Origin of the sequence: Pseudactinotalea sp. Z1732 (assembly GCF_049724975.1) — a bacterium.
Taxonomy (GTDB): Bacteria; Actinomycetota; Actinomycetes; order Actinomycetales; family Beutenbergiaceae; genus CALKWS01.
Genome location: NZ_JBMPQC010000005.1, coordinates 183,292 through 198,400, shown reverse-complemented (window position 1 = coordinate 198,400; position 15,109 = coordinate 183,292). Strand labels below are relative to the sequence as shown.

9 protein-coding genes are annotated in these 15,109 nt (G+C 70.9%); 5 read left to right on the top strand and 4 right to left on the bottom strand.

Annotated features, from left to right (window positions below; all coding sequences use genetic code 11):
- The first annotated feature begins 75 nt into the window (after positions 1-75).
- Positions 76-666 carry a GNAT family N-acetyltransferase gene (locus tag ACPL7H_RS11635; RefSeq protein WP_424797073.1) on the top strand — a complete coding sequence of 197 codons (591 nt, stop codon included), beginning with the start codon at positions 76-78 and terminating at the stop codon, positions 664-666.
- 87 nt (positions 667-753) lie between these two features.
- Positions 754-1,296, top strand: coding sequence for a DUF1992 domain-containing protein (locus ACPL7H_RS11630; RefSeq protein ID WP_424797072.1), 543 nt, complete (start codon positions 754-756; stop codon positions 1,294-1,296).
- A gap of 4 nt (positions 1,297-1,300) precedes the next feature.
- On the opposite strand, the gene ACPL7H_RS11625 is transcribed toward ACPL7H_RS11630, so the two are convergent.
- The gene (locus ACPL7H_RS11625; RefSeq protein WP_424797071.1) at positions 1,301-3,445 is read right to left on the bottom strand and encodes an alpha-glucosidase; all 2,145 of its coding nucleotides are present in this window, start codon (positions 3,443-3,445) and stop codon (positions 1,301-1,303) included.
- 198 nt (positions 3,446-3,643) lie between these two features.
- Between ACPL7H_RS11625 and ACPL7H_RS11620 the strand changes: the two genes are divergently transcribed.
- Positions 3,644-4,714: a hypothetical protein gene (locus tag ACPL7H_RS11620; RefSeq protein WP_424797070.1), complete on the top strand. Its 1,071-nt coding sequence runs from the start codon at positions 3,644-3,646 to the stop codon at positions 4,712-4,714.
- Here ACPL7H_RS11620 and ACPL7H_RS11615 read toward each other — a convergent pair.
- On the bottom strand, positions 4,671-7,652 hold the full coding sequence (locus ACPL7H_RS11615; RefSeq protein WP_424797069.1) for a BTAD domain-containing putative transcriptional regulator: 2,982 nt from the start codon (positions 7,650-7,652) through the stop codon (positions 4,671-4,673). The two genes, ACPL7H_RS11620 and ACPL7H_RS11615, sit on opposite strands and share 44 nt — an antisense overlap.
- Before the next feature lie 150 nt (positions 7,653-7,802).
- Here ACPL7H_RS11615 and ACPL7H_RS11610 point away from each other — a divergent pair, with 150 nt between their 5' ends.
- Positions 7,803-9,647 (top strand): DUF222 domain-containing protein, encoded by a 1,845-nt coding sequence (locus tag ACPL7H_RS11610; protein WP_424797068.1) that lies wholly within the window; start codon positions 7,803-7,805, stop codon positions 9,645-9,647.
- A 31-nt stretch (positions 9,648-9,678) separates the two neighbouring features.
- Here ACPL7H_RS11610 and chrA read toward each other — a convergent pair whose 3' ends face one another.
- Both chrA and ACPL7H_RS11600 read right to left on the bottom strand, forming a co-directional pair.
- Positions 9,679-10,968: a chromate efflux transporter gene (chrA, locus tag ACPL7H_RS11605; RefSeq protein ID WP_424797138.1), complete on the bottom strand. Its 1,290-nt coding sequence runs from the start codon at positions 10,966-10,968 to the stop codon at positions 9,679-9,681.
- Positions 10,968-11,891 carry a class I SAM-dependent methyltransferase gene (locus ACPL7H_RS11600; RefSeq protein WP_424797067.1) on the bottom strand — a complete coding sequence of 308 codons (924 nt, stop codon included), beginning with the start codon at positions 11,889-11,891 and terminating at the stop codon, positions 10,968-10,970. Before ACPL7H_RS11600 ends, chrA begins: the two co-directional genes overlap by 1 nt.
- A gap of 206 nt (positions 11,892-12,097) precedes the next feature.
- Here ACPL7H_RS11600 and ACPL7H_RS11595 point away from each other — a divergent pair, with 206 nt between their 5' ends.
- On the top strand, positions 12,098-15,109 hold the full coding sequence (locus ACPL7H_RS11595; protein WP_424797066.1) for a glycoside hydrolase family 2 TIM barrel-domain containing protein: 3,012 nt from the start codon (positions 12,098-12,100) through the stop codon (positions 15,107-15,109).

The window sequence follows — 15,109 nt, the reverse complement described above, 5'->3', positions numbered from 1 at the left end:
GTCATGCACTTTGGCCGAGTCGGCCACCTGAACGCGGCCCCGGGGCTGCTGACCTATGCCGGTAACCTCCGGACGGTGAGCACCAACTCCCCGCCACTGCCCCCGTGGCCGGACACCCCGCCCAGGCACGGGCGAGTGCTGCTGCGCGCAGTGACCGAGCAGGACGTGACGATGGCCAGGGACCTTTCGACCGATCCCTATGTTCCCGCCACCGGCTCCCTGCCCGCCCGGGCCACCCCGTCCCAGGCGCGTGCCTGGGTACGTCGCCAGCAACGCCGCCACGCGGAGGGGAGCGGCTTCTCCTTCACGATCGCCGTCGCCGCAACCGGTCGCGCAGTTGGTCACTGCGGCCTGTGGCTGAGGGAGTTCGGAGCAGGGCGCGCCAGCGCCGGGTACGCCCTCGCCCCCTTCGCCCGCGGACAGGGCCTGGCCGTTGACGCGCTCACCGCGCTGACGCACTTCGCCTGGACCGTGCCCGGGCTGTTCCGGATCGCGTTGTACATCGAACCCGACAATCACGCCTCGATCCGCACCGCCGAGGCCGCCGGCTACCTGCGCGAGGGTCTGCTCCACAGCCACCAGGAGATCGCGGGCCGGCGCCGGGACATGGTGCTCTACGCCGTCGTCAGGCCCAGTGGTACGGCGACGGATGCACCGGTGGCCTAGGAGCTGGCCGTACCACGGCACCGGCAGGCGGAACAGCAGCGAGACATGCTGGACCGACGCGCCCGCCGGCGGGCACACTGGCAGGCGATGACCCAGCGCATTCCAGGCGGCGTGCCGATCCACACCTGGGTGGACCGGCTCATCCACGAGGCCCGGGAGCGGGGCGAGTTCGACAACCTGCCCGGTGCCGGCAAGCCCCTACCCGGCCTGGACGAACCGGTGCATGAGGACTGGTGGGTGCACCAGAAGATCCGCGAGGAAGAGGTCCCGGCCCACGTCCTCCTGCCCCCCGCTCTGCAGTTGCGCAAGGAGATCGCGGAGTTGCCCGAGGTGGTGCGGGACCTCCCGGATGAGGAGTCGGTCCGCGCGGCGGTTCACGAACTCAATCGGCGGGTCGCGGAGTGGATCCGCGCTCCCAGCGGGCCGGTGCTGCCGGTCGGGCGCGCCGACGTCGAGGAGGTCGTCACCGGGTGGCGCACCGCCCGTAGCCGGACGGCCCCGGCAACGCCCGACGACGACGCAGCCTCGGGTGGGCAGGGCGGTGCACCCGGGGACGAACCAGCCGAGGTGCCACAGCCGCGCCGTGCCCCCTGGTGGCGCCGGATACTTCGACGCGAACGCCGGACCTGAGCGCTCAGTGGGGCACGCCGGGGGTGGCGCCCACCCCGGCGATGACCACCTGGTAGGGGGCCATCATCTTCCCCCGGGTGGCGGTGGTGCCGAGCACCACCGCCAACTCATCCGCGCCGCCCGCGCCGCCCGCGCCTGCGCCACCCGCACCGCCCGTACCCGCCCGGCGCAGCAGGGCATCGAGCCGGTCGCCGAGCACCTGGCGGGGGCGCCGGATGGGCCGCCCGGTCAGGTTCACCTCCACCAACCACACCTCACCGTCGGGGCCGGTGCGCAGCCACCCGAAGTAGTGGCGGGACCGGGGAGCGCAGAAGTGCACGTCGCCCTCGGCCAGGGCCGGATGAGCCCGGCGCAGTCGGATCAGGTTCCGGTAGAAGTTCAGCACCGAGCCGGGTTCGCCGTCCTGCTCCAGCACGGTGAATCCGCTGGAGTCCTCCACCCCGGGTTGCCACGGATCGCCGGCGCTGAACCCGGTGGTCTCTCCCGGTTGCCAGCGCATCGGCACCCGGGAGTGGTCCCGCGCCCCGGGCAGCACCTCGGCCAGGGCCTGGGCCTCGGTGCGCCCCTCCTCCCGCAACTGCGCGAAGCGGTCGCGTGACTCCACGTCCCGCAGGTCGATCACCGAGGTGAAGTCCTGGTTGATCGCCCCGATCTCCTGGCCCTGGAAGATGAACGGGGTGCCGGGCAGCGTCAACTGGATCGTGGCCAGCACCTTGGCCACCGCGGTGCGCTGATGGGGGATGTGGTCCTTGTCCCCGAGTGCCTTGGAGACCATCCGCGGGTTGTCGTGGTTCTCGATGAACAGGGCCAGGTGGTCATCGGGACCGAGCCGGGCCAGGTAGTCCTGATAGTAGGTCTTCAGGTATCGCAGGTCGTAGCGGTAGTCGTCCCAGCGGATGCGGCCGGGGTTCTCCAGCACGTCGAAGTTGAACACCAGGTCCAGTTCACCGCGTCCGGCCGCACTGAGCAGGCGTCCCATCTCCACCCCCACTCCCGGGGTCTCCCCGACCATCACTCCCACCGGATCAGGGGGCAGCCGGTCGCCGATCAGGCCGTCGCGGTCGCGGGCCCGGGCGGTCGAGGCAGGTGCGGGTTCGTCGGGGGAGCGGGTGAACCCGTCGGCGCGCAGTTCACGCAGGTAGGTGTGCAGGTTGGGGCCGTAGAAGTAGTTCTCGATCCCGGGGAACCCGATCAGGTCCCCGATTCCGTCGTCGCCGTCGGGCAGGCCGGGCCGTTTGGAGATCAAGTTGATGACGTCGAGGCGGAAGCCGTCGATGCCCCGTTCGCGCCACCAGCGCACGATGTCGGCGACCTCGCGGCGCACCGCGGGATTGTCCCAGTTCAGGTCCATCTGCCCGGGCGCGAACAGGTGCAACGCCCAGCGCTCGGCCTCGGGGATCCACCGCCAGGCCTGGCCCCCGAAGAACGCCCTCCAGTTGTTCGGCGGCGGCCCGGACCCGTCCTCACCCGCGAGGCCCGGACGCAGATGGTAGTACTCGCCGTAGGGTCCATCCGGGTCCCGTACCGCGGCGTGGAACCACTCGTGCTGATCGGAGGTGTGGTTGACCACCAGGTCCAGGATGATCCGCATCCCCCGTTGGTGACAGCCCGCGATCAACTCGTCCAGGTCCTCCAGGGTCCCCATCTCCTCCATCACCGCGCGGTAGTCACGCACGTCATAGCCCATGTCCATGTTGGGGGAGTCGAAGATCGGGGACAGCCACACACAGTCCACCCCCAGGTCCGCCAGGTAGTCCAGGTGGGAGATCACCCCGCGCAGGTCCCCGATGCCATCGCCGTCGGAGTCGGCGAAGGAGCGGGGATAGACCTGATAGAAGACGGCGGAGTGCCACCAGGGGGCGGGAGGTGGCGCCGTGCCCGGGGGTACTGGGACGTCGTGCGGCCCGTCCGGGGTGCCGGACCGCTCGGGATGGTCGGCAAGCACCGCGAGGAAAGCGTCGGCGAAGCCCGGGCCGACGCTGCGGCGGGCCAGGCGCGCCACGGCGGCCAGGGGCAGGTTCGCCACCACCGGGTTGGTCACCCACCGCCGGGAGCGTCCGAGTTGGAGCAGTACCTTGTCGATCGCGTCCCGGCCCACCGGGTGGGCGTAGACGTCCTTGATCCTGGTCTGCCCATCGGGTCGGGCCATCGATACCTCCACGTGGTTCGGTTCGCGCTGATGTTCTCGCACTTCGACCCGCGGCGCCCGGGGAAGGGCAGTGCTAGTCGGCGGGGCCTTTAACAGGTTCTTAACAGCGGTCTCCTAGCGTCGCCGTTGACGCCGGTCAGGAAGTCTCTGACGAGGAGGCACCGGGGGATGAGGGAAGGATCGACGATGAGACGGAACATGCGAATCACACTGCTGGCGGCGGCTGCCGGTGTGATGCTGATGCTGTCCGGGTGCGGCATGTTGCCCGACGGCCTCGGAGGACCCGGTCAGGACGAGGAGATCGACGACGACGACGGCCTCGCCGCCGCCGAGCCGGCCCAGCCCGCCGCGGATGAGGCCGAGGAGACCGTGGAGGCCGAGGAGGCCGGCGGGGACCTGGAACCGTTGCCGGTGCAGCCCCAGCAGGTCGGTGCCACGGTGCATGTCGGCGGCATGGAGTACACCATCGAGTCCCTGGACGTCATCGACGTCGACGCCGAGCACAACCAGAGCGACCGGGTCCAGGGGGCGCGCGTGATCCTGACCGGGAGCGTGACCAACCCCGGAAGCAGCAGCGCACCGGCCAACGCCGGGTTCGTCCTGGAATGGGAGGACCCCGAGACGGGGCACTCCTTCGAGTCATCGGGACGGAACATCGGCGATCCGGTGCCGAGCGGAGGCACCGGGCCGCTCGAAGTCGAGATCCCGCTCAACCCCGACCAGTTGGAGACCTTCGATCAGGACCGGGCCATCGTGCTGGTCGGCTCCCCCGAGCGAAGCCGGGCTCAGGCTCCGCTGGGCAGCCAGGGTGAGTTGATCACGCGCATCCCGGTGCAACAGCCCGGTCTGGTCGGGGAGGCCTTCGACGTGGGCGGCCAGTTGACGGTGACCGTTCAGGAGGCCGACCTGCGCTGGGACATCGATCAAGGTACCGAGGACGGCACCGCCGTGCTGGAACTGATGGTGGAGGTGCGCAACGACACCGACCGCCAGCAGTGCTGGAGCCGGGGCGCGGGGAACAACTTCGCGTTGCTGACCTCCGATGGCACCGACACCGTGGACCTCGGCATGAGTGACCGCGGCTGTGTCCCCGGTGGTGGATCCACAGTCTCGCTCACCGGGCTACCGGTCCATGAGGCCTACGCCGGTGAGTACACCCTGGTGCTCGACTACGAGCCCATCACATCGGATGACCGGTTCGCCGAAAACCAGGTGCCGATGGAGTTCACGATGGTCGAGGAGCCGGCCGTGCTGCTGTCCGAGCGCTGACCGGCAGGTCCGGTTGCCGGCCCAGGCCGGCGATCCCGGCCACCACCACCGCGACCGATCGCGCGCCACTGACTGCCATTTCCTCGGTGAGGCGTTCGGGTCCGAGCACCTCACCGAGGCGGGTGAGCACATCCGGCAGATCGGGCACGGTGGTGGGGTCGGCCCCGTGCCCGCTGCGTTCGCGGTGCCGGCGGGCCACCCCGAGCAATCCGGCGGCGTGCCCGGGTCGCTCGGGCACCTCGAGCGCTGCGCTGGTTTCGATCAGGCCGGAAACCCACCAGGCGTCGAGGAGTTCATCGGTGACCACGGCCTGGGCCACCGTCCGCACCAGTTCCCGGGCCTCGGTCTCCTCACCCAGGGCGCGGTGTCGCAGTGCGCGCTGCCAGCCCAGCCGTGCCTGCTGCTCCGGTGAACCGACGTCAGCGTAGATCGCCTGCGCGGAGCGGGTCAGGATCATCGCCGCCCGATGCTGCCCCCGTTCGGCCTCGATCCCCGCGAGACGTTCCAGCGCCATCGCCTCCATGTGCGTGCTGCCCAGGTCGCGGTAGGCGGTCCGGGCGCTCTCCAGATGCGTCGCGGCATCGTCGAGCCGAGCCGACTTGTGCGCAGCGATGCCGCGATTGAGTTCGGTGGCGGCTGTGCCGACCGCGTGGCCGCTCTCCACGAACAGTCCGTGGGCGCGGCTCCACATCTCATACGCACCCGCGTGGTGGCCCCGGTCCGAGGCCAGCCCGGCCATGTTGTTCAGGGTCAGCGCCTGCCCGGCCTTGTCCCGCAGGCCCTTGCGGATCTGCCACGCCTGGTGCAGCAGGTCCTCCGCAGCGGGCCGGTCGCCGTCGTCCCAGGCCAGGCCACCGGCGGCGTGCAGGGCGGCCCCTCGTACAGCCGGGTCGGCATCGTCGCCCGCCTCGAGGAGCTGGCGCAACCATCGGCGTCCCTCGGTATGCATGCGCCGCCGCATCCAGAACGGCGACAGCGCCGCCGCCATCGAGAGGCCCCGCTGCGGATCGGTTTCCACCGCGTGGGCCAACCCCGCGCGAAGGTCCGCATCGAGTTCACCCAGGCCGGCCAGTGCCGGTGCCTCGCCGGGGCCGCCCACGTGCGTCACGGCCTCCCGGACCTGGTGGTGCAGGTACTCCAGATGGCGGGTCTGCAGTTCCGGTGGGGCGTGACCCAGGCGGGAGAGCACCTGTGGCGCAGAACGGCGTACCGGGGGCAGTAACGAGTACCGACCGCGTTCTCCGCTGAGGTCGGCGACCACCACGGCCGCGTGCGTGAGTTCGGCGAGGAGCGCGGGAAGGTCCCCGCCCGGCACCGTCGAGTCGGAGCAGACCGCCTCGATCGCCTCGACCCCCACCGGGCTGCGGAAGATGCGCATGCGGCTCAGCAGCTCCCGGGCCGCAGGCCGCAGGTGCTCCAACGTCCCGGTCAGCGCCACCTCCATGGACCGGTGCCGGGTGGGCCGGTCCCGTTCCGAAGCAGCCGAACCCAGGTTCCGGTGCAACTGGTCGATCACGTCCGAGACGGTGAGCACGCCGCACTGCGCGGCGGCCAGTTCGATGGCCAGCGGAAGGCCGCCGAGCAGGGTGGCCACCTCCCGCAGGCGAGGATCGTCGTCGTCCGGCAGCACGGTGCCGGGGCCTGCTTGGCGGGCCCGCTCCAGGAACAGCCGCACCGCCTCCGGTGCGCCCGTCCCGTCGACGGAGACCTCCAGCATGGGCGTGACCCACACCGACTCACCGACGACGTTCAACGGGATCCTGCTGGTGGCGAGAACCCGGACGCGGGGGCAGGCGGCGAGCAGACCCGATACGAGGTCCGCCACCGCCTCGGCCACGTGCTCGCAGTTGTCGAGCACGAGCAATTGCTCCCGGGTGTCGAGCGCAGCCGCGACCCCCTCGACGTCGGCAGCGGAGATACCCAGAGCAGCAGCGACGACGGAGGGAACCAGCGCGGGATCCTCCAGGGCCTCGAACGAGGCGAAGATGACGCCGTGGTTGAAGTGAGCCGCCGACGCCTCCGCCGCGGCCACGCTCAGCCGGGTCTTGCCCACCCCGCCCAGGCCGGTGAGGGTAGCGAGCCGGTGCCGGCCGATCAGGGCGGTGATTGCCTCGATCTCTGCGGATCGCCCGACGAAGGAGGTCGCGAACACCGGCAGGTCGACGTTTGCCGCGGCCGGTGGATCCAAGGCCGGGTCGTGCCGCAGGATCTGCTCCTGGAGCCGGCGCAGCGCCGCAGTCGGCTGCACGCCCAGTTCCTCATCCAGTGCCGCCACGGCGCGGTGGTAGGTCTGCAGGGCATCACCCTGCCGCCCGTTCCAGTACTGGGCGGTGATCAGCAGACTCCAGACGCGTTCATCGAACGGGCGCTCCACGGTGAGTGCGGACAGGTCGCCGGTGTCGGTGTTCGCGCCCTGCGTGCGCATCTGCAGTTCGGCCAGGTCCACGTTGAGTTCACTGCGCTGGGTCAGTATCCGCTCGATCTCGGCGGTGGCGCCGGAGCGGACATCGGCCAGCGGCAGACCCCGCCAGAGGCTCCTCGCCGCCAGTAGATCGTGTCCGGCCCGTTCCAGGTCGCCGGAGCGGAGGGCCTCCCGACCGGATCTGGTGTGCCGGTCGAATTCGGCGATATCGACCTGCTCCCGGGAGATCGCGAGCCGGTACCCGGTGCCGATCCGCTCGAGCAGATCGGGTCGGCCGAGCATCCTGCGCAGATGGGACACGTGCACCCGCAACGCGCTCTCCGCTGTCGCCGGCGGAGCGCCGTCCCAGGCGAGTTCACACAGCAGGTCCACGCTCAGCACCTCACCCGGATGCTGGGCGAGGACCGCCAGCAGCGCCCGCCGGATCGGCCCGGTGATCGGCCGCTGTTCCCCGTCGATCCAGACCTGGAGCGGCCCGAGCAGCCCGATGTGCACGTCACTGCCGACCTTGCTCATCAATCGATTCAAGCATGTCGGGCTGCTCCGGGGGCAGGGAACGGGTGCTGATCGCGGAGTGGATGTGGTGCGGAGATCTGGCGGATTGCAGGGCACCCAGATCGCACGCACGTTCTATGAATGTCAGTGGTGGGGTCTAGCGTGGTCTTCATGTCCACCACATCGGCGCCGAGTACGGGGGATTCCTTCCCTGGGCGGGGGCCCGCGGCACGAGAGGCCGCCGCCCGGTACCTCGGCGCGCCGGTGGCCGGGTGGGAGCGGTTCAAGCGCCTGAAGACCTATCTCGATGCCGCCCCGGATGATCCTGGGGTGCTGATCGAGCTGGCCGCCGCGTGCGGGCAGGTGCGGTCCAATATCGACGGGATCGAGTCCGAGATCCTGCAGGCCCTGTTGCGGGTCCCTTCGCGGTCGGGCTGGGGTGAGGAGATCGCCGCACGGATGGCGCTGTCGACCCGGGCGGCCGAGGGACGGTTGGATCGTGCCGCGGCGTTGGATCAGTACTCAGAGGTGCACTTCGCCTTACTCGGTGGCGAGATCGATCTCTCCAAAGCCCGGGTGTTCATCGATGCGGTCAAGACGTTGCCGACGGGACAGGGGCGGGCGATACACCGAACGATCCTGCCTGATGCGCCGGAATTGACCGTGGGCCAGCTGCGGCACCGGTTGCAGGCGGCGGCATTGGCGGTAGATGCCGAGAACGCCCAGGCGCGCCACGAAGAAGCGGTCAAGGACCGGTATGTGCGCGCCGAGCCGACCGAGGATGGGATGGCGTACCTGACGTTCTACCTACCGGCAGTGGACGCGGCGGCGGCGATGAGTGTGCTCGACGCGCTGGCGGTGAAGGACGGGCCGGAGGATGAGCGTCCGATCGCCGCGCGTCGGGTGGATGCGTTCATGGGGATCATCCGCCAGATTCTCAGTAGCGGGACCACTCCAGACGGGCAGGACCTTCCCACCCAGCACCGTAAGCGCCCGCAGATGGTCTTCACCGTGGCCCAATCCACCCTCGACGGAGACGATGATGCTCCGGGGTATCTGGCCGGGCACGGGCCGTTGGCCGCCGACATCATCCGTCATCTCGTTGGCACCGCCGATATCACCAGCAGGGTGGTGCACACGGATCTGCTCGATGGCACCGCGCAACCGCCGCCGGTGCCACCACAGCACACCACAGGGGAGCGGGCTGCGCTGCGGCGAACCGCGCCTGAGCAAGGCCTACCGGAGGGCGTCCCATCACAGCAGGGTGTACCGGAGCACGTCCCACCGCAGCCATGCCTACCCGACGATCCGGCGGCAGCGTTAGCCGCGATGGGGGTCCTCGCGTGTGACTCCTACCAGCCCGGGGTGGCGCTACGGGAGTTCATCCTCGACCGCGATGTCACCTGCAGGTTCCCGACCTGTCGCCAGCCAGGGCGGCGCTGCCAGATCGACCACATCGTTCCGTTCACCTCCGACCTGCCGGCGTGGGCACAGACGCATCAGGGCAACCTGCACCTGCTGTGCGCACGCCACCACGGGCTGAAGACCGCCGGAGCCTGGAGCGTCACTCGTGAGCCGGCCACCGGTGACACCCACTGGACCTCCCCGCTCGGCTACACCTACACCCGCGCCGCGCAGGTCGTCGACCCCGCTCATGACCTACCGGTCCTGCATCGGCAGCTCCAGGCGATACGTGTCGAGCACGCCGACCAGCCAGAGATGTTCACCGAGTCCGCCCCCCTGTCACCCGGGATAGTCAGCGAAGTCGAATGGGCACGAGCGATGTGCCGAACCCCTGCCCATGCCCGGCCCGGCGTCTGTGATTGCGCCGAACGCGCCGAGGACATCACCGCCATCCTCGCCCGGCTGCAACCGCCTGGCCTGCCCGATCGGCCAGACGCGGCCGGCTCGCCCGAGTTACCCCATCCGCCCGGCTCAGTCGACCTGCGCGCGGAGCCTCCCGCCACCAGCGACCCGGGCGAGTTCCCGACCAGCACCGACCCGCCGCCATTCTGAGCCCGGGCCCGCCGGGCGGGTTGTCCGCGACTCACAGAAGCGCGAACCCCGCTAGAGCTGCCAGCAGCACCACCGCCCAGGAGGGGGCCTTCCACCATGCCAACGCGGCGAACGCGGCCAGCGCGAGCACCAGCCCCCACAGGGTCGTGACGCCCTGGGTGATCACCGGGTTCACCAGGGCCGCCGCCAGCAGCCCGACCACGCCGGCGTTCACCCCGGCCAGCGCCCGGCGCACGCGGATCCGACGGCGCAACCGGTCCCAGTACGGCAGCAGCGCGAGCACCAGCAGCGCCGAGGGCAGGAAAATCGCCACCAGCGCGATCGCCGCACCGAGGATGCCCGATGGCGGCACCGAGCTGGCCGCGCCCAGGTAGCCGGCGAACGTGAACAGGGGGCCGGGCACCGCTTGCGCGGCACCGTAACCGGCCAGGAACGCCTCGGCATCCACCATTCCGGTGGTCACCACCTGGGTCTGCAACAGCGGGAGCACCACGTGTCCGCCACCGAACACCAGGGCGCCGGTGCGGTAATAGACATCGGCCATCTCCACCACACCGTGGCCGCTCCACCGGGCCAGCAGCGGCAGGGCAGCCAGCAACAGCGCGAACAGGCCCAGGCTCACCGCCGGCAGCGTGCGGCGCCCCCCGACGCTGCGGTGCCCCTCGGTCGCGCCGCGCCCGGCATTGTCCCGGCCGGCCTCGGTGGCGTCTTCGCTCGTCCCGGTGCCATTCCTGGTGCTCTCAGCCGCCCCCGCCCCGAAATCGCGGGGAAGCACGATCAGCCCCAGTAACCCGGCCGCCACGATGACCCCGACCTGCACCAGCGGGTGCGGCACGGCCAGGACGAGGACGAGGGCCGCCACCGCGATGAGGGCGCGGCGAAGGTCGGGAGTCAGGGTGCGCGCCATGCCCAAGACGGCGTGGGCCACCACGGCTGCGGCAGCGGCCTTCAGCCCGGCCAGCCACCCCTGCCCGAAGGCATCGAGGGCCTGCACACCGAAGGCGAAGGCCACCAACACAACCGCCGAGGGCAGCGTGAAGGCCAACCACGCTGCCACTAGCCCGGCCGCCCCGGCCCGCTGCAGCCCTATCGCCATGCCCACCTGGCTGGAGGCCGGTCCGGGCAGAAACTGGCACAACGCCACCAGGTCGGCGTAAGCGGTGTCGGTGAACCACCGTCGGCGCTGGACGAACTCGGTGCGGAAGAAGCCCAGGTGCGCCACCGGTCCGCCGAAACTGGTCAGGCCCAGGCGCAAGAAGATCCAGAACACCTCCAGCACTGAACCGCCCGAACGCGCCGAGGCAGGGGGAGCCACGGGTATCAATCGTCCTCGGCCGGCGCGGGAGCGGGCGCAGGCTTGGGAGGATCAGTAGCAGCGCGGGACGCAGGGTTCGCCGTCGCGCCGGGCGCAGGGCCGGGGCCGGCAGGCTTGCGTGCGAGCAGCCAGAACCGACGCCGCTCCACCAGCAGCGGTTCGCCCCGGGCCGGACCGCGCTGGTGCAGGGAGTGCAAGGCCTGCGCATAGCGGTCCACGGTGAAGTCGGCCGGGGCCTCCCAGGGGATCAACTGCAGGTAGGCCACCAGGGCGGCGATGTCAGCGAACGCGTAGTGGCCCACCGACTCGGCGCCGTCGACGATCTCCAGACCAGCCCCGAGCAGGCCCTCCCGCAGCACCCGGTAGGTCACGCCCGGAGCGTGCGGTCCCAGGCCGAAGGCCCCGCGGACCTCACCGAACTCGCGGCCGTCCACCTGCTGGGTGAGGAAGTACCCCCCGGGCCGCAGCACCCGGGCAACCTCCACCGGGTGATAGGACTCGTGCCGGTTCAGCACCAGGTCGAACCGGGCGTCGGGAAAGGGCATCGGAGCCGGGTCGGCCGCATCATCCGGCTGGGCGAAGGCCACCAACTCGATCCCGTGGCCGGCCAGTGCTGCCCGGGCGATCGGCACGTTCGGCTCCCACCCCTCGGTGGCGATGGTGTCGGGAGGTAGGAGGTCGACGAACCGCAACAGGTGCTCGCCACCACCGGTGCCCAGGTCCAGGACCGACCGGGCGCCGGCGAGGCGCTCGCGGTAGAGATCGTCGAGGTCCCATGGAACCGGCGACTCCTCCACCCGGCCGGCCAGCGCGGAGAAATCCCACCCCTGGGCCGGGCCGGTCTCCTCGGCCCGCCACGCTGTGAGCAGGGCCTCGGGTATGGCCATGGGCGGCAGGTCCGGGGCCGAGTTGGATCGGGGTGGTGTCATCACCGCCAGGCTAGCGCGCGGGCAGCACAGCCTGCCGGCGGCCGGAGCAGCACGGATATGTCCGCTCCGGCCCACCCGGCCGCGCCCGCCCGCGGACCACCCCATAGGCTGGTGAACAGTGGCGTGCACCGGCCCCAGCGGCCGCGCCGGCGGACCACCCGGCCCGCCCCAAGCCCCGAGCGACGACTTTCCAAGGAGTTGGCACCGTGTCTGCCCCGAAAATCCCCTCTACCGCCGCGCCCACGGAGGATCTGGCCGAACGTCTCACCAGCTTCACCCCGGGTGCCGGTCGCCTCGCACCCCGGGCCACCGCCCGGACCAGCGCCCAGGTGATCGACCTGGACGGCACCTGGAAGTTCCATTACGCACCCAGGGCGGACGCCGCGGTCGCCGGCTTTGCCGAGGAGGCCTTCGATGACGCCGGCTGGGACGACATCACCGTGCCCAGCGCCTGGCAGATCGAAGGGCTGCGCGACGCCGACGGCACCCTGCTGCCGCGCGGCCGGGCCCGCTACTCCACCCCCGCCTACACCAACGTCATCTACCCATTCCCGCTGGACGTCCCGCACGTGCCGCACGACAACCCCACCGGGCAGTACCGCACCACCTTCACCGTCGATGACCCGGGCCTGGACCGGTGGGTGCTGCGGTTCGAGGGTGTCGACTCGATCTTCACCGCCTGGGTCAACGGGGTGGAGTTGGGCTGGTCCACCGGCTCGCGGCTGGCCGCCGAGTTCGACGTCACCGAGCACCTGCGCGCCGGGGCGAACACCCTGGCGGTCCAGGTGCACCAGTGGTCGGCCGCCAGCTACCTGGAGGACCAGGACATGTGGTGGGTCTCGGGCATCTTCCGCTCGGTCTCGCTGCGCCAACGTCCGCTGGGCGGTATCGAGGACGTCCGGGTGCGCGCGGGGTATGACCACGCCACGGGCACCGGCACGCTCCGGATCGATGCCGACCTCGCCGAAGGGACGACATCGGCACGGGTGGCCATCCCGGAACTGGGCATCGACGGGGAGGCCGGTACCGACATCGACGCGGGCCCGGTGCAGCCGTGGAGCGCCGAGTCGCCGCAGCTGTACACCGCGACCGTGACCACCGACGCCGAGACCCTGACCCTGCGCATCGGGTTCCGCTCCATCGAGGTCAAGGACGCGCAGGTTCTCGTCAACGGCCGCCCGATCCGGTTCAAGGGTGTGAACCGGCACGAGTGGCACCCCGACACCGGGCGCACCCAGAGCGAGGAGATGATGCGCACCGACGTCGAGTTGATGAAGCGCCACCACATCAACGCCGTGCGCACCGCCCACTACCCGCCCGACCCGCGCTTCCTGGACCTGTGCGATGAGTACGGGCTGTGGGTGATCGATGAGTGCGACCTGGAGACCCACGGGTTCGAGCAGGTGGGCTGGGTGGGCAACCCCAGCGACGACCCGCGCTGGACCGAGGCCTACCTGGACCGGATCCGGCGCACCGTGGAGCGGGACAAGAACCACCCCAGCATCATCATGTGGTCCCTCGGGAACGAATCGGGGACGGGAGCGAACCTGGCGGCCATGGCTGAGTGGATCCGTTCCCGCGACGATGACCGGATGGTGCACTACGAGGGCGACCGGGAGAGCACCTACGTGGATGTGTACTCCCACATGTACACCCATCCCGATGAGGTGGCCCGGATCGGTGTGCACGCCGAGGACGCCACCCGCGAGGGCGCAGCGGACGCCCGGCGCCGCCAACTGCCCTATCTGTTGTGCGAGTACGGGCACGCGATGGGCAACGGCCCGGGCGGGCTGGTGGACTACGAGCGACTGTTCGATGCCCACCCGCGCCTGATCGGGGGCTTCATCTGGGAGTGGATCGACCAGTGCATCCGGCAGGTGGACGAGCAGGGCCGGGAGTTCTTCGCCTACGGCGGGGACTTCGACGAGCCGGTCCACGACGGCACCTTCATCGCCGACGGCCTGATCTTCCCCGACCGCACCCCCTCCCCGGGGCTGGTGGAGTACGCCGCGGTGATCGCCCCGATCCGGATCACCATCGGCGAGGGCACCGCGGTGATCGAGAACCGCCGCGACATCATCGACACCTCCGACGTCACCTTCACCTGGACCCTGCACCGGGACGGGCACGTCGTCACCGAGGGCGAGTTGGACGTCCCGGCGGTTCCGGCACGCTCGGCGGTGGAGGTGGACCTGCCGCTGGAGGCGCTGAAGGCCGAGGGCGCGGGAGAGTGGTGGCTCGACGTGCGGGCAACTTCTGCCGCTGAGGCCCCCGGGGTGCCGGCGGGCCTCCAACTGGGCCTGGGCCAGCGACGCCTGGCCGAACCGGCTGTCGTTGATCTGGCCGGTGGGGTCGCCCCCGAGGCCGACGACGACGGGTGGCGCCTCGGGCCCGCGCGGTTCAGTCCCGATGGGCTGCTGCAGGCAGTGGGACAGGTGCGTCTGGACGGCCCCCGTGCCGACCTGTGGCGCGCCCCCACCGACAACGACCTGAGCAAGCGGGGGCAGGCCCGGAACTGGCGCCAACTGGGCCTGGACCGGCTGCTGCACCGCACCGAGTCGGTGGCCGCCGAGGGCGATGAGTTGGTGGTCGTGACCATGTCGATGGCCGCCGGCCGGGACGCCGGGGTGCGCACCACCTACCGCTGGAGCAGCGACGGCACCGCGCTGGGTCTGCGGGTGCAGATCGACCCGGTGGGGCAGTTCCGCACCAACCCCCACGACCGGGGACGCATCCCCGGCCCGGTGATCACCTGGCCCAAGGTGGGTCTGCGCCTCGCGGTGGCCGGCCCGGTGCAGCAGGTGTCCTGGTTCGGCCGCGGCCCCGGCGAGGCCTACCCCGACACCTCCGCCGGCACCCGTGTGGGGCGGTTCAGTTCCGACCTGGCCGGGCTGCAGACCCCGTACGTGCACCCGCAGGAGAACGGCAACCTGACCGACGTGCGGGAGCTGGCGCTCGGGGCTGAGGGCGAGGCGGGTCTGCGCATCCGCGCCGCCGGAGGTTCCCCGGGGTTCAACGCCACGGTGCGCCCGTGGACCGCCGAGGCGCTGACCGCCGCCGCCCACACGCAGGAACTGGTACCCGATGAGGTGTCCTGGCTGACACTGGACCCCGCGGTGAACGGCATCGGTACCGCCGCCTGCGGTCCCGACGTGTTCGTGGCCGATCGGTTGGTCCCGCAGCGGGTCGGCTACGCCGTCACCATCGAAGCGGTCTGA

Coding starts and splice junctions, on each gene's coding strand:
- ACPL7H_RS11610 (WP_424797068.1), top strand. CDS start 7,803: ATGTCCACCACATCGGCGCCGAGTACGGGGGATTCCTTCCCTGGGCGG.
- ACPL7H_RS11600 (WP_424797067.1), bottom strand. CDS start 11,891: ATGACACCACCCCGATCCAACTCGGCCCCGGACCTGCCGCCCATGGCC.
- ACPL7H_RS11630 (WP_424797072.1), top strand. CDS start 754: ATGACCCAGCGCATTCCAGGCGGCGTGCCGATCCACACCTGGGTGGAC.
- ACPL7H_RS11620 (WP_424797070.1), top strand. CDS start 3,644: ATGCGAATCACACTGCTGGCGGCGGCTGCCGGTGTGATGCTGATGCTG.
- ACPL7H_RS11615 (WP_424797069.1), bottom strand. CDS start 7,652: ATGAGCAAGGTCGGCAGTGACGTGCACATCGGGCTGCTCGGGCCGCTC.
- ACPL7H_RS11625 (WP_424797071.1), bottom strand. CDS start 3,445: ATGGCCCGACCCGATGGGCAGACCAGGATCAAGGACGTCTACGCCCAC.